Annotated in this window: 18 protein-coding genes; 7 read left to right on the top strand and 11 right to left on the bottom strand. The window is 35.8% G+C overall.

The window, feature by feature from the left end:
• Nucleotides 1-3 precede the first annotated feature (3 nt).
• The 4 genes from GSB9_00137 to GSB9_00134 form a co-directional block, all read right to left on the bottom strand.
• Complete coding sequence (locus GSB9_00137; protein ID UKM63594.1) at nucleotides 4-330, bottom strand: DNA-directed RNA polymerase subunit omega; 327 nt, start codon at nucleotides 328-330, stop codon at nucleotides 4-6.
• A gap of 11 nt (nucleotides 331-341) precedes the next feature.
• The gene (gene bamD / locus GSB9_00136; GenBank protein UKM63593.1) at nucleotides 342-1172 is read right to left on the bottom strand and encodes an outer membrane protein assembly factor BamD; all 831 of its coding nucleotides are present in this window, start codon (nucleotides 1170-1172) and stop codon (nucleotides 342-344) included.
• A gap of 118 nt (nucleotides 1173-1290) precedes the next feature.
• Complete coding sequence (gene dapA / locus GSB9_00135) at nucleotides 1291-2169, bottom strand: 4-hydroxy-tetrahydrodipicolinate synthase (GenBank protein ID UKM63592.1); 879 nt, start codon at nucleotides 2167-2169, stop codon at nucleotides 1291-1293.
• Nucleotides 2169-2642 (bottom strand): hypothetical protein, encoded by a 474-nt coding sequence (locus GSB9_00134; protein UKM63591.2) that lies wholly within the window; start codon nucleotides 2640-2642, stop codon nucleotides 2169-2171. The genes dapA and GSB9_00134 overlap by 1 nt, the downstream gene beginning before the upstream one ends.
• Nucleotides 2643-2751: 109 nt before the next feature.
• On the opposite strand from GSB9_00134, the gene GSB9_00133 reads away from it, so the two are divergent.
• From GSB9_00133 to GSB9_00130, 3 genes are all read left to right on the top strand, one after another.
• On the top strand, nucleotides 2752-3510 hold the full coding sequence (locus GSB9_00133) for a 5'-nucleotidase C-terminal domain-containing protein (protein UKM63590.1): 759 nt from the start codon (nucleotides 2752-2754) through the stop codon (nucleotides 3508-3510).
• A 7-nt stretch (nucleotides 3511-3517) separates the two neighbouring features.
• Nucleotides 3518-4435, top strand: a complete 918-nt coding sequence (locus GSB9_00132; protein UKM63589.1) for a metallophosphatase — start codon at nucleotides 3518-3520, stop codon at nucleotides 4433-4435.
• Between the two features lie 921 nt (nucleotides 4436-5356).
• Nucleotides 5357-5743, top strand: a complete 387-nt coding sequence (locus GSB9_00130; protein ID UKM63587.1) for a DoxX family protein — start codon at nucleotides 5357-5359, stop codon at nucleotides 5741-5743.
• On the opposite strand, the gene GSB9_00129 is transcribed toward GSB9_00130, so the two are convergent.
• The 4 genes from GSB9_00129 to GSB9_00126 all read right to left on the bottom strand — a co-directional run bounded on the left by GSB9_00129 (nucleotide 5733) and on the right by GSB9_00126 (nucleotide 9899).
• The gene (locus GSB9_00129) at nucleotides 5733-6263 is read right to left on the bottom strand and encodes a hypothetical protein (protein UKM63586.2); all 531 of its coding nucleotides are present in this window, start codon (nucleotides 6261-6263) and stop codon (nucleotides 5733-5735) included. The genes GSB9_00130 and GSB9_00129 overlap by 11 nt on opposite strands.
• Nucleotides 6264-6534: 271 nt before the next feature.
• A complete protein-coding gene (gene ligA, locus GSB9_00128; GenBank protein UKM63585.1) occupies nucleotides 6535-8553 on the bottom strand; it encodes an NAD-dependent DNA ligase LigA in 2019 nt (672 codons plus the stop codon).
• A complete protein-coding gene (gene prmC / locus GSB9_00127) occupies nucleotides 8546-9400 on the bottom strand; it encodes a peptide chain release factor N(5)-glutamine methyltransferase (protein UKM63584.1) in 855 nt (284 codons plus the stop codon). Before prmC ends, ligA begins: the two co-directional genes overlap by 8 nt.
• A 7-nt stretch (nucleotides 9401-9407) precedes the next feature.
• On the bottom strand, nucleotides 9408-9899 hold the full coding sequence (locus GSB9_00126; GenBank protein UKM63583.1) for a GNAT family N-acetyltransferase: 492 nt from the start codon (nucleotides 9897-9899) through the stop codon (nucleotides 9408-9410).
• A gap of 46 nt (nucleotides 9900-9945) precedes the next feature.
• Here GSB9_00126 and GSB9_00125 point away from each other — a divergent pair, with 46 nt between their 5' ends.
• From GSB9_00125 to GSB9_00122, 4 genes are read left to right on the top strand one after another with little or no spacing between them, the layout of a single operon-like run.
• Nucleotides 9946-10407, top strand: coding sequence for an LEA type 2 family protein (locus GSB9_00125; protein ID UKM63582.1), 462 nt, complete (start codon nucleotides 9946-9948; stop codon nucleotides 10405-10407).
• Complete coding sequence (ribD, locus tag GSB9_00124; protein UKM63581.1) at nucleotides 10407-11393, top strand: bifunctional diaminohydroxyphosphoribosylaminopyrimidine deaminase/5-amino-6-(5-phosphoribosylamino)uracil reductase RibD; 987 nt, start codon at nucleotides 10407-10409, stop codon at nucleotides 11391-11393. Before GSB9_00125 ends, ribD begins: the two co-directional genes overlap by 1 nt.
• The gene (locus GSB9_00123; protein UKM63580.1) at nucleotides 11386-11997 is read left to right on the top strand and encodes an HAD family phosphatase; all 612 of its coding nucleotides are present in this window, start codon (nucleotides 11386-11388) and stop codon (nucleotides 11995-11997) included. Before ribD ends, GSB9_00123 begins: the two co-directional genes overlap by 8 nt.
• Nucleotide 11998: 1 nt before the next feature.
• Nucleotides 11999-12610 (top strand): YigZ family protein, encoded by a 612-nt coding sequence (locus GSB9_00122; protein UKM63579.1) that lies wholly within the window; start codon nucleotides 11999-12001, stop codon nucleotides 12608-12610.
• Between the two features lie 116 nt (nucleotides 12611-12726).
• Here GSB9_00122 and GSB9_00121 read toward each other — a convergent pair whose 3' ends face one another.
• The 3 genes from GSB9_00121 to pflB form a co-directional block, all read right to left on the bottom strand.
• Nucleotides 12727-14229 (bottom strand): DUF3360 domain-containing protein, encoded by a 1503-nt coding sequence (locus GSB9_00121; GenBank protein UKM63578.1) that lies wholly within the window; start codon nucleotides 14227-14229, stop codon nucleotides 12727-12729.
• A gap of 53 nt (nucleotides 14230-14282) precedes the next feature.
• Nucleotides 14283-14957, bottom strand: coding sequence for a pyruvate formate-lyase-activating protein (gene pflA / locus GSB9_00120; protein ID UKM63577.1), 675 nt, complete (start codon nucleotides 14955-14957; stop codon nucleotides 14283-14285).
• Nucleotides 14958-15115: 158 nt separating this feature from the next.
• The gene (gene pflB / locus GSB9_00119) at nucleotides 15116-17341 is read right to left on the bottom strand and encodes a formate C-acetyltransferase (protein UKM63576.1); all 2226 of its coding nucleotides are present in this window, start codon (nucleotides 17339-17341) and stop codon (nucleotides 15116-15118) included.
• Nucleotides 17342-17718: the final 377 nt, after the last annotated feature.

The following is a 17718-nucleotide window of genomic DNA, read 5'->3' as shown; positions in this document are numbered from 1 at the left end:
TAATTATTTGGAATCGTCCTCTGTATTTCTAAAATAAATTTTGTCTGTAAGCCATTCTTGAACGGCCAATGCATGAGGTTTTGGTAATTTTTCGTAAAATTTAGACACCTCAATTTGCTCCTTGTTTTCAAATACCTCTTCTAAACTATCATTGTAAGTAGCAAACTCTTCCAACTTATCAATAAGCTCTTTTTTAATTTCTGTATTGATTTGTTCTGCACGTCTTGCGATGATAGAAATAGACTCGTAGATGTTCTCTGTTGGCTCATCTATTTGATTTCTGTCGTACGTTACCGTATTCACCGGAGCATTGATTTTTTTTAAATCCATTGTTGTTATATTTAACTTTTTGCGCTGTAACTTTTTAATTCTTGGGCAATATCTGCATCCATTTCATTAACTTGTTCAATGTATTCAGAATTGCGGTATGATTCTTTGAAAGCTTCAGAAAATTCCTTAGCATCTTCAAGTCTATTTTTTCTTAAGCGTACAATACCATTTTGTAGTGTGCTTTTGATTTCAATAGAATTCATAGCTAGCTTGTATGCCGAATCTAATCTATAATATAGGGCATCTTCCCTTAACCTTGAACCCGGAAAATCGAAAATAAAATTATTGAATGACCTAACCGAAGCCGGATAATCTGAGATTAAATTGTATTGTTTGGCTATTTCGAAAGCCTTTTTTTCCAATTTAAAATCTAGTTCCTTAACCAATTTATTGGCTTCTGCCACATATTTAGACTCTGGAAAAAGGTTTATGAACTCTTGAAGTTTTTCAATAGCTTCCTTAGTTTCAGTTTGGTCTTTTGAATATACTGGAGAAAGCATGTAATAACTCTTTGCACTAAAAAAAGACGCCTCTTCTAATTTTTCACTATTAGGGTAACTGGACGCAAAACGCTCAAACTGATAACCTGCCACATAATAATCCTTCATTTGGTAAAATGAATTGGAATACAAAAACATCAGCTTTTCAGCCTGTGGTTTCCCTCTGTAACTCGGTACTATCTGTGCAAAAAGACGATTTGCTTTAGAGTAATTACCTTTATTATACAAGGCTTCACCCATTTGAAACTTGGTGGCGATGTCTTCGGTCTTTAATGCCTTTTGATATTCGCTACACCCGGTTAAAAGCGTTAATACTATTACTATGTAAAAAAATTTATTCATTTATTTTTATTACAGCTTGCAAAATTAAGCTATTATTATGGATTTTAAAAATATTATTTTGATGCTAAAATAATGGCTTAAATCTTGTAAACGTAAGGATTAAGTAATATTTAACAGACTAAAACTGCTTTACAAAATCTGCTATTTTGGCTTTTAACTGATCTGAAGCTGGCACTAGTGGTAATCTTACGGTGTCTCTACACAATTTCAGAGCTTCAAACACCCCTTTTATTCCAGCTGGGTTATTTTCTTCAAAAATATAACCAATAACGTCAATTAATTTAAAGTGCAGTTTAAAAGCTGCTCTGGCATCACCTTTTAAACCTAAGCGAATCATTTCTGAAAATTCTTTTGGAAACCCTTGCCCTATAACCGATATTACACCTGCACCGCCAGCTAAGACAACGCCAAGTGCTAAATCGTCATCACCTGAAATAATTAAAAAATCTTCGGGCTTGGTTTTTATTAATTCGTAGTATTGAGAAATGCTGTTTCCGGCTTCTTTTACACCTACGATATTTTTAAAATCGTTAGCCATTCGTATTGTGGTTTCAGGCTCAATATTTTTTGAAGTCCTTCCAGGCACATTATACAAAATAATATCTACGGGCGATGCCTCTGAAATGGCCTTGAAATGCTGATAAATACCTTCTTGCGTTGGCTTACTGTAATACGGCGTAACCGACAAAATGGCGTCAACATTGCTTAAATCTGTCGTTTTTATTTCTTCTACTACGGCTAAGGTATTGTTTCCTCCAATACCTAAAACTATGGGAACACGACCATTATTTGTTTTTAATACCGTTTGTAAAACCGCTTGCTTCTCTTCTTTAGTTAGGGTTGCAGTTTCTCCCGTAGTACCGCATACTACAAGATATTCAACGCCATTGTCTATATTGTGGTTTACAATATTGGCCAAGGCTTTATGGTCTACACTTAAATCTTCGTTAAAAGGTGTAACCAATGCAACTCCCGTTCCTAAAAACTTTCTACTCATTATTCCTTTATTTTTTTTAATATATTTAGGTACTTAAAAATTTCTTCCTTAAAAAGGTCAAACTCCTTTAATTTCGTTTTAATTATTAAATCGTTAAGGCGTTCGTCTGATTGTAAAATACCGATTTTAAATTTTGCTTTTGAAAGCGCTGTAATTAATTTTAGTTCTAGTACGTCTTTTTCGTAAAAACTTATAAGCGCATCAAATTCTTTGTTTAAAAATTCTTGCAATTCTACGTTTTTAATGGCACCTTTCCAACCAAAATCCTTAGGATTATAACATTGGTCCCAAGAATTTAAATTTTCTTTTTTATTTTCAGAGAAGGCAATTATCTTTAAACGATTTGGCCTTACTTTTAAATAATCGGCCAGTTTTCTAAACTGCTCAAAACCTTCAACTTCATCAATATTTAAAACAACGCCCAAGCTTATCACCTTATTATTGGCAACATTGGCTTTCCTTTTAGATAACAATTTGTTTAAGTACTTTTTATTTGAATTTTCCTTAAAACCCTTTAAAATCATTTATCTTTATCCTTTGCGCAAAGGTAGCAAAAGTACATTCAAATTATTTGATTTATACATGAGGTTTACACATTTCTTTATTTTGTTATATTTTTTGGTTGTTTCAGGCTGCAAACACTCAAACCCACAACTTACCCAAATAAAAGGCGAGCAAATAGCCATAACCGACTCATTGGATTATGATACGGAAATCGAAGCATTTATTAAGCCCTACCGAGACAATATCCAGAAAGATTTGGATAGTGTTTTAGCTTATTCAGCAGACACCTACTCCAAAACCGATGGTGAATTAAATACGGCAATTGGCAACTTTATGGCCGATGCCATTTACAATGAAGCCAATCCTATTTTTAAAAAACGAACAGGTAAGAATATCGACATGGTTTTATTGAATTATGGTGGTATTCGCTCAATTTTGCCAAAAGGAAAAGTTTCTAAGCGTACTGCTTTTAATCTTATGCCTTTTGAAAACAGTATTGTTGTTGTTGGCCTAAAAGGAAAACAGGTTAATTATATGATCGATTATTTAAGGAAAGGAAAAAGCGCACATCCCATCTCAAAGTTAAAGTTGACAATTGACAGCCATTTTGAGGTCGTTGAAGCTAAAATAAATGGAAAAGAAATTATTGAAGACAGCACATACTTTGTAGCTACTAATGATTATTTATACAACGGTGGTGACAATATGGCTTTTTTTAAACCCAACGACAGTATTTTCAAGCTGGATTATAAAATAAGGAATGCCTTGATAGATAATTTTATAAAAACAGATACCATAAGCCCTGTTCAAGACGATAGATTTACCCAAATTAATTAAAACAACAATGAAACGAAGAACGTTTATTCAGCAAGCAACAGCTGGAACAGCCATGTTAACCCTTGGAGGGTTGGGCCTTCAATCGTTCGCTTCCAGTAAAAACACTTCAAAAATAACCATTCTACATACCAATGACGTTCATAGCCATATTGATGCCTTTGGGCCCCATGACGGTAAAAACGCCAATAAGGGAGGCGTGGCTCGCCGTGCCAGTTTAATTGATAGTATAAGAAAAGAAAATCCCAACACCCTCTTGTTGGATGCTGGCGATATTTTTCAAGGCACACCTTACTTTAATTATTATGGCGGTGAACTGGAATTTAAATTGATGAGCAAACTTAAATACGATGCCGCTACCATAGGCAACCACGATTTTGATAATGGAATTGATGGACTATACGCCCAGTTGCCACATGCCGAATTTCAATTTTTAACGGCCAATTACGATTTTTCAAACACTATAATGGATACCCACACCAAACCCTATACAATTTTTAAAAAAGCTGGTATCAAAATAGGTGTTTTTGGGTTAGGCATTGAATTAGATGGTCTTGTAGACCCGGCTTTATACAAGGAAACAAAATATATAGATCCTGTTGAAATCACCCAAGACATAACACGCATTTTGAAAAAAGAAGAGGAATGCGATTTGATTATATGTCTCTCGCATTTAGGGTATCATTATGGAAAAAACCCCAATAAAATCAGTGATTTAAAATTAGCCCAATCAACCAAGGATATTGACCTTATTATTGGCGGACACACCCATACCTTTTTGCCCAAACCAACTGTAACCAAAAATATTGACGGTAAAAACATGCTGGTTAATCAAGTAGGGTGTTACGGTATCAACCTCGGAAAAATAGATTTTTACTTTGATCAGGATAAAAACAAAGCTGCAGACGGCACTTCAATTATAGTTTAAGCTAAATTTATTTCTGAATAAGATATGCTTAAACGTTGAACGTACGTTTTGTTTTTTTCTTCCATCAGCATAAAATTAAACACAAAATAGAGCCGGATAATAAAGAACAAACTACTTAAAACCTTAAAAAGCCAGTCGTAAACGTAATAGTTGGCCACATAGTCCATAGACAGCCAGAAGACAAAACACATTATTCCAACAAAAAATGTAATAGCCAACTTACTCTTGCTTAGCGAATTCAAGCACACCGCAAACGACAAAAAGGCTACCACCAAGAAACTAAAACTCTGCAACACAAAAACATAAAACTCAAAATCGTTTGAAATAATCAGCCTAAAAATACGACCAATCTCAAACCAAAACTCAAAACTGTTACAAAAATAAATGCCAAATAAACCCTTACCTATTTTTGAAGCTGTTGTAATTTTAATTTTGGCAAAACCGCAAAAAACAAACTAACTATGCAAAGCAAGTACAATATCCGGGGCAAGGAAATGTGCTTGTAATTCAATTGAATAGCACCGAAAGCGTTTCCTAAAAACAGAAATAACAAGAAGCTTCCTGTAGACCAACTTAAATCATTGCAATTTAATAAGCAAAAAAGCAGAAAACGTAGTCACGGCTAAGAAAAGAACAAAACTCAACACTACTGGGTTTTCTAAATAAAAAGCGGCAAAAATTGTTGCAACCATTAATAAAAAAATTGCAAAAAGAACCTTGCCAGAACATAGCAGGAACCAATTTTTCATAACATTAACATAAGTAGGATATTACAATATATGTAATTTAAACACCTTAACACAATAAAAACCACTTTCGTCGAAAAAAATCGTAGTACATACCGTTCATCGAATTTTCCTTGGCAAATCAATAAGTTATCGTTTAAAAATACGTCTAAAGCTGAAAGTATACTTTTTTAACATGAAAGAAAAATTCATTTTTGCTTTAAGAGTTATTGTGGCCTTAATACTTATACAAACACTTCGCTTTAAATTTTTCGCCCATCCAAACAGTGTATATATTTTTGAAAAAGTAGGATTGGAACCTCAGGGCAGAATAGCAATAGGAATACTAGAGCTTATTGCAGGCATTCTATTAGTCTTTAGAAAAACAGCTTGGATTGGGGCTTTTATTGCTATTGTTATTCTTGGTGGTGCCATATTAATGCATTTAACCAAGTTAGGAGTTGAAGTTAAAGGTGACGGTGGCATGCTTTTTATTACAGCCATAGCAACATTTTCGATGTCTGTTATAATTTTAAATCACTATAAAAAGCATATTCCTTTTAAAGAAAAACCTAATCTATAAACTTAAATTCCTGCTCTCTAGGTGTATTACGTAATTTAGACTGCTGATAGTAGAAGAAAAAAGCAACCAGTGCAAATGTTGTAGACAGAAAATTTAAAACACTCAATTCGGTAATATAAATATTGGCCACATCCATAACTTCCGAAAATACAATACACAATGAACCTAAAAACAAAAACAGGGCTTTTTTATTGTCTTTATAAAAATAGTTTAGCAGCGATAAAGGAAGCAATAAAATGGTGACAATATTGTAAATTAACTCAAAATAGTAATCACTTTCTAAGACCAAATCCCTGCCAATTACCACTTGCAAAACATAAACAAAGTAAATACTAAGTGCCAAGAGCACAAAAACATGAGTTTTAAAATGCTTTATAATATGCCTAAAGTTTAAAGACAGACATATTTTAACTACTAAAAATAGATAGGACAATATATACAATAGGTTTCCAAAATAATATTGAAAATCGTATAGTTTTCGTGTTTCATCAAAAGGCATATTACCTATTATTAATCCCATTATATCAGATATTGTATAAAACACTAAAAACAACAAAAACAACCTACTCTTATCTTTTATAAAAAGCAGATAAATTAATGTTATTAAAGGAACAATTAATGAATGTAGGTAATAAGCGACTTTACTAAAGCCACTAAACTCAAAAACAGCAAATAGTAGATAACATAAAACTACAAAACCTATCAATACTTTCGACTTATACATAAGCGACACATTTAACTTTGATGTCAAATATATATATTAAATGCATTTAAACGGTAAAAAAGTGTGTTTAATCGATGAAATGCATCTTTTTGTTTATTTTTTGTAAGAATTCGTATTCATCTACAATTTCTATATTAAGAGATTTTGCTTTTTCCTTTTTGCTGGGACCCATTTTATCACCCGCAACGATGTAACTTGTTTTAGAAGATATAGAACTGCTTACCTTTCCACCGTTATCTTCAATGAGCTTTTTTAGCTCATTTCTGGAAACACTTTCAAAAACTCCAGAAACCACTATAGATTGTCCTTCTAAAATATTGGTTTTGCCTTCAAGTTCCTCTGCAGTCATTTCTAATTGAACTCCAAACTGCTTCAAACGTTCTATTATCTTGATGTTTTCTTCGGAAGTAAAAAAGGTATGGACACTTTCAGCAATTTTAGTACCAATTTCATCGACATTAACCAAATCGTCTTGCGATGCACCAGCAACAGCGTCAATACTTTTGTAATGCTTAACCAATTTTTTAGCAACAGTTTCACCTACATAGCGAATACCCAAAGCATATAAAACGCGTTCAAAAGGTATATGTTTTGATTGTTCAATACCCTGAATCATGTTTTCAGCACTTTTTTCGGCCATGCGCTCAAGCGGAATAATTTGTTCTTTTGTAAGTTCGTATAAATCAGAATAGTTTGAGATTAAATTTTCTTTAACCAAAAGCGCTACGGTTTCGCCTCCCAAGCCCTCAATATCCATTGCCTTTCTAGAAATGTAATGCTGAATCCTACCAACTATTTGTGGTTTACAACCATTGTAATTAGGACAATAATGTTGGGCCTCGCCATCTTGCCTCACAAGTTTCGTACCGCACTCGGGACAGTTTTTTATATAAACAGTTGGCTTGGAATCGGGCAAACGCTTCAACAAATCCACACCGAGAATCTTCGGAATAATTTCACCACCCTTTTCAACAAAAACTGTATCACCCACCCTAACATCTAACTTTTCGATTTGATCGGCATTGTGCAAAGACGCCCTTTTAACAGTGGTTCCTGCCAACTCTACAGGTTCTAAATTAGCTACAGGCGTGATTGCTCCAGTACGACCAACCTGATAACTGATGTTATTAAGGCGGGTTGAAACCTGTTCTGATTTAAACTTATACGCCATGGCCCAACGCGGTGCCTTGGCTGTGTACCCCAACTCATCTTGCTGCTGCAAACTATTTACTTTTACAACCACACCATCAGTTTCATAGGGTAAATCGTGGCGGTTTGTGTCCCAATAATTAATGAATTCTAAAACCTTATCAATGGAAGTTGCTAATTTTGCAGCATCAGGCACTTTAAACCCCCATTGCCTAGCTTTTTCCAAACCTTCAAATTGGGTGTTAACGCCAAGGTTGGACCCTGCTAAATTATACAGTAAACATTCTAACGGACGTTTGGCCACTTCGGCGCTGTCTTGCAATTTTAAACTACCCGAAGCTGTATTTCTTGGATTTCTATAAGGTTCTTCGCCAATTTCAATACGTTCATCGTTCATTTTATTGAAACCATCAAATGGCAAAACAATTTCGCCCCGTATATCGAATTTTTGCGGATAATCGCCTTTCAACTGCAATGGCACCGACTTTATTGTTTTTACATTTGCCGTTACATTATCGCCCTTAAAGCCATCACCGCGTGTGACCGCTTTTATTAAAACACCGTCTTCGTAGGTAAGACTGATAGAGGCACCATCATATTTTAATTCGCAAGTGTATTGTATATCGCCATCGATTAATTTTTTAATACGCTTTTCCCAGTCTAGCAAATCTTCTTTTGAATAGGAATTATCAAGCGAGTACATTCTATTTTCATGAACAATAGTCTCGAAATTTTTGGTTACCGCTCCACCTACGCGTTGTGTTGGCGAATTGGGATCAAAAAATTCTGGATGCTTGGCTTCCAATGCTTGAAGTTCCTTTAATTTTATATCGAACTCAAAATCTGAAATCGTAGCGCTATCAAGCACATAATAGTTGTAATTATGCTCGCGAAGCTCGTTTCGTAAGTTTTCAATGCGTTTTTGCGTATTATCCATTAGCTTTTTCGGCTTTAATCATCCTATCTTTTTTAAAGATATCTTGTTTTAGTTCTATGTGTTCAAAGTTTTTATGCCTTAGCATGTCTATCATTGCCTTTCCCAAGTATTCATTAATTTCAAAAAACAATAATCCACTATTATTTAGATTATCATTGGCAAAATCTGTAATGGCTTTGTAAAATACCAAAGGATCCTCATCTTTTACAAAAAGTGCTATATGAGGTTCGTTATCTATAACATTAGATTTCATATATTGTTTTTCCTTTTCCCGCACATATGGTGGATTAGAAACAACAATATCGAATTTTATATGGCCAGTAATGTTATCAACCGACAGGATATCGGCTTCTATAAATGTGACTTCAACCCCATTCATTTTTGCGTTTTTACTGGCCACTTTCAAGGCTTTTGGACTAACATCAAGGGCGTAAACTTTTGCGTCTGGTAAGTGTTTGGCCAAGGCTATCGCAATACAACCACTGCCCGCACCTATATCTAAAATGCTTATTTGAACCTTTGCATCGACCTTTTTAAGCACCCACTCCACAAGCTCTTCAGTTTCTGGTCTGGGGATAAGTACATTTTCATTGACTTGGAATGGTAACCCGAAAAATTCGGTTTCCCCGACGATGTATTGAATGGGTTTTTCTTTTTTTAACTCTACCAAAGCATTCAAAATGTTTTGGTTATCATCAAAATGTAAATTTGGATTGGTAGCCAATTGAACCCGACTTACTCCAAAATAAGCTTCAATCAAGTGATAGAAAAAACTATCAACCTCCTCAACAGGATAGATAGCATCCAATTCTTGATGAAACTTAGTTTGAATTGCCTTTAACTCCATTTTAAGATTATAATGTTTTTGTCATCCATACACCACAGGAATAATGCCCAGTATTTCCCAATGCACTGTCTATGTGCTTAAACCCAAAAATTTCGTAAACATGAATAGCTGCCTTTAACTGTGAGGCAGACTCTATATAGCAGGTTTTATAGCCCATTTTTTTTGCTGCATCGATACATTTTTCAAACAGCATCTTTCCGTACCCATTTCCTCGAATTTCTGGAGCAAAATACATTTTTTGAATTTCGCAAAAACCTTCATCGTAATCCTTTAAAGGTTTTACACCTGCACCTCCAAAAACCTCTCCGTTACTCTCAACAACATAATAGACTTCCTTCGGGTTTTGATAAGCCTCGTACATTTGGGCTGTTTCTGGGTCTTCATAAGCCGTTCCTTTCAAAGGAATTTTAAATTCATGAAAACACGCTTTAATAACGCGCTCTATCTGCACATTATCCTGAGGTTCAATTTCTCGAATAACTATAGTATCTTTACACACTTTTAAGGCTTATTTAACGAAGTGAAGATACATTAATTAGAAAAAAATGGAAGTTAAAAAACTTATAATCTTATCAACAATATGTTTATTTGTAATAGCTTGTACGGTTACAGAAAAGCCTCAATTTATTGGTGTTGAGAATATTAAAATTGAAGACTCTAATCCTAATTTTGTAACCTTTACGGCCGATGCCCGCTTTATAAACCCAAACGATATTGGAGGCGAATTGCAAACCGATGCGATAAAAGTAATTGTTAACGATAATGAAATGGCCACCGTATCAACCAAAAATTTTGAGGTTCCTGCAAAGAATGAATTTACCATTCCGTTGCGCACCCTTGTTACAGCCGATAGTATTTTTACCAATAAAAACCTTGGCGGATTAATTGGTTCTTTGTTCAGTAAAAAAGTTAAAGTACAGTACAAAGGCGATATAAAGTATAAAGTTTATGGTTTTTCGCATTCGTACCACGTTGATATAACTGAAAACGTAAGACTTAAATTTTAATGGCAAACCTGCACGAAATTTACATAAAACGCTGTTTAGAAATAGCCAAAAACGGTTTGGGCACAACGCGACCAAACCCTTCGGTAGGGTGTGTAATTGTGTACAACAACAAAATTATAGGTGAAGGATTTACAAGCAAGTATGGTGGCAACCATGCCGAAGTGAACGCTATAAATTCTGTAAATGATAAAACACGACTAAAAGGAGCTACACTTTATGTAACATTGGAACCTTGCTCGCATTACGGAAAAACACCACCTTGCAGCGACCTGATTGTACAACACCAAATCCCGAATGTGGTTATAGGCTGTATTGACGATAACAAGCAAGTCGCCGGAAAAGGCATTGCCAAACTAAAAGCCGCCGGTTGCCATGTTACGGTTGGCATTATGGAACAAGCATGTAAATTGCACCACAAACGTTTTTTTACGTTTCATAACAAAAAACGCCCTTATATTATTTTAAAATGGGCCGAAACAAGCGACGGATTTATCGCTCCAGATACAAAAAACGAACAAAAACCCGTTTGGATTACCAACCCTTTTTCAAGGCAATTGGTACATAAATGGCGCGCCGAAGAACAGGCCATTTTAGTGGGTGCCAATACGGTTTTACAAGATAACCCGAGTTTGACCGTTCGGGATTGGACTGGGCAAAACCCTATTCGTATTGTGTTGGATAAAAATGAAACGCTTTCAAAAAAAAACAGTGTTTTTAATGATGAAGCCAAAACCATTTTACTAAAGGACACATCAGCTAAAGCCATATGCAATAGGCTATACAACGAAGATATAAATTCGGTAATTATTGAAGGCGGCACAAAAACCCTTCAAATATTTATTGATGAAAATTTATGGGACGAAGCCCGGATTTTTACAGGAAAACCTATGTTTAAATCTGGGGTTCGGGCTCCTAAAATATCAGGTGCTCTAATTTCTGAACAGAAAATAATCAACGACACCCTAAAAATTTTAAGCTATGATTAAAGCTATTATTTTTGATTTTGGCAATGTTTTCATCAATTTAGATATAGAAAGTGCACTAAAATTTGCATTGGAAAAGTTTGAAATGGAATCCCTTTCGGAAGATATTTCAGCATTCAACAGCTTGTACGAGCAGGGCTTAATGTCTACCAATGAGTTTCTCGATGCTTACGCTAGTAATTTTCCGAAGCTTTCAAAAACCGAATTAAAGCATATCTGGAATTTTATGCTGAAAGACTTCCCCGAGCATCGGTTGGATTTTATAAAAACACTTAAAAATATGGGAGATTACAAACTAATTCTACTGAGCAACACCAATGATTTACACATTACATGGATAAAGGAAAACGTATGGTTTTATAACGATTTTAAAGCGTGTTTTGATGACTTTTACCTGTCACACGAAGTTAACATCGCAAAGCCAAACCCAGCTATTTTTAATTTCGTATTAAACAAAAACAATTTGAAAGCTGAAGAATGTTTTTTTATTGATGACAACCAAAGTAATATTGAAAGCGCCAATGCATTAGGTTTTAAAACTTGGCACATAAATCCAAAAACTGAAGATGTAACTACGTTATTTGAAACCAAAAAGAACTTATTTTAATTTGGAAGAAAAAGACACATACAAAACAATACGTAAACCCTCCGAACCCGTTCTATTTAAAGACAAAAACAGTAAATTTTTTGGTTACGCCTTTCCGGTTTTAACCGAAGACCAAATAAAAACCCATCTCGAAAACATTAAAAAAGAGCATCACGCTGCAAGGCATTGGTGCTATGCTTACCAAATTGGAGCAGAAGACATATACTATCGCGCCAATGACGACGGGGAGCCTAGCAATTCGGCTGGAATGCCCATTTACGGACAAATACAATCTTTTGAGGTTACCAATGTTTTAATTGTTGTTGTGCGCTATTTTGGCGGCGTAAAACTGGGCGTTGGCGGGCTGATAAACGCTTACAGAACCGCTGCGCAGATGGCATTGGAAGCTTCAAAAATTGTAAAAAAGACCATAAATATTCAGTATAAAATCTGTTTTGATTATAAAAACATGAATACCGTAATGCGCGTTATTAAAGAGCGTCGGTTAAAAATTATAGACCAAAAAATGGAAATGGATTGTGAAATCACCATCACCATCAGAAAAAAAGAGGCTCAAAAGGTTTTCGATATTTTTGACAATTTATTTGAAATTGAAATAAGACCCATTGGATAAAGAAAATCCCGAATTGACAACCAAACCGGGACTTTCTAATTGAAATTAAATAAAAATTAACCACTACAATTCTACTAACTATAGATTTTATAATGCATATGAAACTTTCTTATTTTTTATAAAAAAGAATGTATGCCATAACTGTTTTTAAACATACCCACACTTAGAATTGCTGAAATACAAATGAGCAAAATGCTCAAAGGTATTACCAACTTATCCATAAGTGAAAGCTGCGAGGCTCGCTCCTTATCTCCAATTAATCCGTTATTATCTAAAAACATTGCTAAAGCCCAAGCCAATACAGGGTTGGTAACCATTGCCGTAAAAACGCAAATTCCTGCCGCTTGTGCACAAGCACTCTTTTTAACCATTTGAATACCTGCCTCAATCATAGGCAAAAACACGCCAACCAATAAAGCTATACACCGCACTGGTGGCCAAACAGCCACATCCATTGGGCTTCCTAAAATAGCAACCGCCAACACCATTAAGCCCAAAAGAATAGCCCCACCGGGAATTGGCCTTTTGGCTATCGCTGCAGGAATCATATAAGTTCCCCAAGACGAGGTTATATTACCACCACCAACGGCCGTACCTACCATTTGCCGAAACGAGCACATCGTCATAGTGTCATCAACATCCATTAACACTTTTTCAGAACGCTTCGGATAATTCATTTCCTGAAAAATACGATGGCCTAAAAAGTCTGGTGACCACATGGCAACGGCTAAAATCGCAAAGGGTAAAGAGGCTATAAAATGCTGTGCATTGGGAAGTCCAAGCATCCATCCTTCCTCGGTACTGCCCCACCAGTGTACCGGATTTAGGTTGGGCAAGCCCATTTCGGTTGTAAACTGCAGGTCGAAACCAGCTCCACCAATTAAAGCCACAAGTAATGCCGTAATGGCACATGCGGGAATTGCTAACCAACGTTTGTCTATTCTGGCCAAAAAACTGTAAAGAACCACTGTAACGCCCAATATCACCAAGCCTAAAAAGCCCATAGAACCAAGTTGAACGCTTGAAGACTCCAGTCCTACACCCCATGATTGTACCGCTTGTATTTGGCTAAAAGCTCCTGTAAAGCCTAAAAATATCAGCAATCCTCCGGCTACACCCTTACTGGTTAAATTTACTAGACGAGAGCCGCCTTTAAACAAACTAAGAAGCAAACCGAACACCCCTACTAAAATGGCCAATGCCAAAGGGTGGGCGCCTGCGATGGCTATACTCGCTATTAACGGAATCATTGGGCCATGGTTTCCAGCCAAATTTGCTCTCGGGTTAAAAAAACCAGACGCTAAAACCACAAATAATATGGCAGGGATTATCATTTCAACTCGTGAAACCTCGATGGCAAAATCTTTACCCAGTGTAATATGGTCCCAAGCTTCGGTCAATCCATTTGCCCAGGCCATCATCACCGACGAATACATGGCAATAATACCTAGTGTACCAGCTAAAGCTGGAACTAAATCTTCCCACTCGAACCTAAAATCTCTTCCAGGAAGGTTAAGTCGGTACCGTTTGGGTTTCATAATTTGCAGTTCGTGTTCTAGATATTCAGACCGACTAGCAAATTCTGAAGCTGGTTTATGAAGTTCTTTATAACTTTTCATTGGTTGGTGTTTATTATTCAAAAAAAGAATACATACATGGTGTTAAACATTAATTAGTTTACTCTTACTTCTTTGAAATAATTTTTCAAAATATTGGCCGCGGCATCAATTTCTTCCTTTGTGTTCTCTCTAGCCTCTTTCAACTTGTAATCCCAGCCCAATGCGTCCCATTTATGGATGCCCAATTTGTGATAGGGCTGAATTTCAAATTTCTCGATGGTTTTATAATCCTTAAAGTAATTGCCCAATTCATGAAGCAGCTCTGGTTTATTAGTTATTCCGGGAATGAGTACATAGCGCAGCCACATTTTTTTACCCGATGCCTCCCTATGTTTAGCAAAGGTAAACGTGGTTTCTTTGTTTTTCTGCCCAGTTAAAAACTCGTAGCCTTCTTCAGTTACATGCTTTATATCAAGCATTACCAAATCGGCATAGTTGTCCAATAAATCTTCAGTAAAATGATTTAAAACCCTGCCGTTGGTATCAATATTGGTATGGATGCGTTCTTCCTTTAAACGTTTAAAAAAAGGAATCAACCCTTTTGATTGCAACAGTGGTTCGCCACCAGATACGGTTACCCCGCCTTTTTTTCCAAAGTAGGGTTTCATTTTAACCGCTTGTTCTACTAATTCATCAATATGGATTTCTTTTCCACCAGACGTATCTATGGTATCTGGATTGTGGCAGTACAAACATTTTAATTTACAACCTTGTAAAAAAACCACCATTCTAATACCCGGACCATCATGAGTGCCGAAAGATTCTACAGAATGAACCCGTAATATGTTATCTTTTGTTTTGATAGGATTTAGCTTGAAAAAATGTACCTGAAAAACTAATCACCACAATTCGTTTTCCAGATACATACAAAAACATTAAATATAAACTAGAATGATTCGTGGAACGAACGCGTAATAACCTCCATTTGCTGTTCTTTTGTTAGCCTAACAAAATTAACGGCATAGCCAGAAACCCTAATGGTTAGTTGTGGGTATTCTTCTGGGTGCTCCATAGCGTCAAGTAAAGTTTCCTTATCTAACACATTGATGTTTACGTGCTGTGCTTTTCTTGAAAAATAACCATCTAAAATGGTGGCTAGATTTTCTATACGTTCCTCACTATCGGCTCCTAAAGATTTCGGAACAATAGAAAAAGTATTAGAAATACCGTCTTGGGAATCTTCATAATCTATTTTTGCAACAGAATTTAGTGACGCAATAGCACCGTGAGAATCCCTACCGTGCATTGGGTTAGCCCCTGGTGCAAACGGTACGCCTTTTGCTCTTCCATCTGGAGTTGCCCCGGTTTTTTTACCATACACCACGTTTGATGTTATGGTGAGCACAGACAAGGTGGGCTCAGCATTTTTATAAACCGGTAATTTTTTAAGTTCGCTATTAAAATCGGCTACTGCTTTAGCCGCTAAAGTATCAACACGGTCGTCATCGTTACCATAGCATGGGAAATCGCCCTCTATTTTGAAATCGACTGTTAAACCTTCTTCGTTTCTAATAGGTTTTACTTTGGCATATTTTATAGCAGAAAGTGAATCGGCCACAATTGACAACCCTGCAATACCATAGGCAATATTAATACTTGGGTTGGTATCGATTAAAGCCATTTGAGCTTTTTCGTAATAGTATTTATCGTGCATGTAGTGGATAATGTTCATAGAGTCATTGTAAACACGAGCCACTTCCTTCATGGCTATTTTGAAATTGGCCATAACCTTATCAAAATCTAAATACTCGCAATCGCATGGCTCAATACCTTCAACCATTTGTGTTCCGGTGATTTCACATCGCCCACCGTTAATGGCCAACAATAAAGTTTTAGCCAAATTGGTTCGAGCACCGAAGAATTGAATAGACTTACCAAGTGCCTGGTAAGATACACAGCATGCAATACCGTAATCGTCATTACCTCTAATGGTTCGCATTAACTCATCATTTTCAAATTGAATTGAAGAGGTATCGATAGCCACTTTTGCACAAAAGTTTTTAAAGTTTTGTGGCAAATTTTTAGACCAAAGTATCGTCATGTTAGGTTCTGGTGAAGGCCCTAGATTATAAAGTGTATTTAAAAAACGGAAAGATGTTTTGGTTACTTTGGTTCTTCCGTCTTCAAACATACCGCCAATAGCTTCAGTTACCCACGTAGGATCACCTGCAAAAATCTCGTCGTAGGCACTCATTCTTAAATGACGCACCATACGTAGTTTCATAACAAATTGATCAATATACTCTTGAGCCTCGGTCTCTGTAATTAAACCTTCTTGCAAGTCATTTTCAATAAAAATATCAAGGAAGGTCGATACGTTACCTAAAGACATAGCGGCACCGTCCTGCTCTTTAACAGCGGCAAGGTAAGCCATATAGGTCCATTGCACCGCTTCGCGTGCGTTTTCTGCTGGTCGACTTAAATCTAAGTCGTATTTTGCACCAAGTTCAATCATGTCTTTAAGCGCACTTATTTGATCAGCAACCTCTTCGCGCATGCGAATAACGGCATCGGTCATCGGCCCTGTGATTTTTGCCAAATCTTCTTTTTTAGACTTGATTAAAAAATCGATACCATAAAGTGCTATGCGGCGGTAATCGCCAATTACTCTACCACGTGCATAGTTATCTGGCAACCCGGTTAAAAATCCTAATGAACGGAACTTTTTAATTTCTGCGTTATAGGCAGAAAAAACACCATCGTTATGGGTTTTAACATATTTTGTAAACAATTCGGTTAGATTGTCATTTGGTTTTACACCTTGTTCAGACAATGCTTTTTGAACCACTTTAAAACCACCAAAAGGCTTCATGGTACGCTTTAACAACTCATCTGTTTGCAAACCAACAATGACTTCGTTTTCTTTATCGATATATCCAGCATCAAAAGCGCTTATTGTCGAAATTGTATCGGTATCTAGCGATCGTACACCATTATTTTGTCGTTCTTCTTTGGTTGCCGCTTTACATATATCCCATAATTTTTGGGTTTTTGCACTAGGTCCTACCAAAAAATCGTAAGAACCATGATAAGGAGTTACGTTTTTATTGACAAAATCCCTAACATCAACTTTATCAGTCCATGTACCTGGCTTAAACTGTTTTACTTCCATCTTTCTATATATTTATAATATTTTGTGATAATTCATGTTAACTAGGTGTCAAAATTAGGCACCAAAACCCTGAAGAAAGATGACTTTTATCAGCAAACAGATGACGCGAATCGATTTAAATATTAAATAAAAAAACAGATGAAAAAATAAACTAAACGCAACAAAAACTTTAAAAACTTCTAAAACGTCATTTTTTTAACAAAAACAACGACAAAAGCAAAAACAATGAAACTTATTTTAGATACATTTTTTCAAAAAGAATAAAATGTAATGTGTCTCAAACTATTAGACAACTCTTTAGAATTTGAATACTAAAACACAAAGAATTCGTAAATCATCATTAATCAAAAATCATTTTAATTTGCTATTTTGCAGTA

The sequence above is a fragment of the Flavobacteriaceae bacterium GSB9 genome, from assembly GCA_022749295.1.
Lineage (GTDB): Bacteria > Bacteroidota > Bacteroidia > Flavobacteriales > Flavobacteriaceae > Flavisericum.
This window is presented reverse-complemented; position numbering and strand designations above follow the sequence as displayed.

Excerpts from the sequence above, each read along its gene's own strand:
- GSB9_00137 (UKM63594.1), bottom strand. The coding sequence starts at position 330 with ATGGATTTAAAAAAAATCAATGCTCCGGTGAATACGGTAACGTACGAC.
- bamD (UKM63593.1), bottom strand. The coding sequence starts at position 1,172 with ATGAATAAATTTTTTTACATAGTAATAGTATTAACGCTTTTAACCGGG.
- dapA (UKM63592.1), bottom strand. The coding sequence starts at position 2,169 with ATGAGTAGAAAGTTTTTAGGAACGGGAGTTGCATTGGTTACACCTTTT.
- GSB9_00133 (UKM63590.1), top strand. The coding sequence starts at position 2,752 with ATGAGGTTTACACATTTCTTTATTTTGTTATATTTTTTGGTTGTTTCA.
- GSB9_00132 (UKM63589.1), top strand. The coding sequence starts at position 3,518 with ATGAAACGAAGAACGTTTATTCAGCAAGCAACAGCTGGAACAGCCATG.
- GSB9_00130 (UKM63587.1), top strand. The coding sequence starts at position 5,357 with ATGAAAGAAAAATTCATTTTTGCTTTAAGAGTTATTGTGGCCTTAATA.
- GSB9_00129 (UKM63586.2), bottom strand. The coding sequence starts at position 6,263 with ATGGGATTAATAATAGGTAATATGCCTTTTGATGAAACACGAAAACTA.
- ligA (UKM63585.1), bottom strand. The coding sequence starts at position 8,553 with ATGGATAATACGCAAAAACGCATTGAAAACTTACGAAACGAGCTTCGC.
- prmC (UKM63584.1), bottom strand. The coding sequence starts at position 9,400 with ATGGAGTTAAAGGCAATTCAAACTAAGTTTCATCAAGAATTGGATGCT.
- GSB9_00125 (UKM63582.1), top strand. The coding sequence starts at position 9,946 with ATGGAAGTTAAAAAACTTATAATCTTATCAACAATATGTTTATTTGTA.
- ribD (UKM63581.1), top strand. The coding sequence starts at position 10,407 with ATGGCAAACCTGCACGAAATTTACATAAAACGCTGTTTAGAAATAGCC.
- GSB9_00123 (UKM63580.1), top strand. The coding sequence starts at position 11,386 with ATGATTAAAGCTATTATTTTTGATTTTGGCAATGTTTTCATCAATTTA.
- GSB9_00121 (UKM63578.1), bottom strand. The coding sequence starts at position 14,229 with ATGAAAAGTTATAAAGAACTTCATAAACCAGCTTCAGAATTTGCTAGT.
- pflA (UKM63577.1), bottom strand. The coding sequence starts at position 14,957 with ATGGTGGTTTTTTTACAAGGTTGTAAATTAAAATGTTTGTACTGCCAC.
- pflB (UKM63576.1), bottom strand. The coding sequence starts at position 17,341 with ATGGAAGTAAAACAGTTTAAGCCAGGTACATGGACTGATAAAGTTGAT.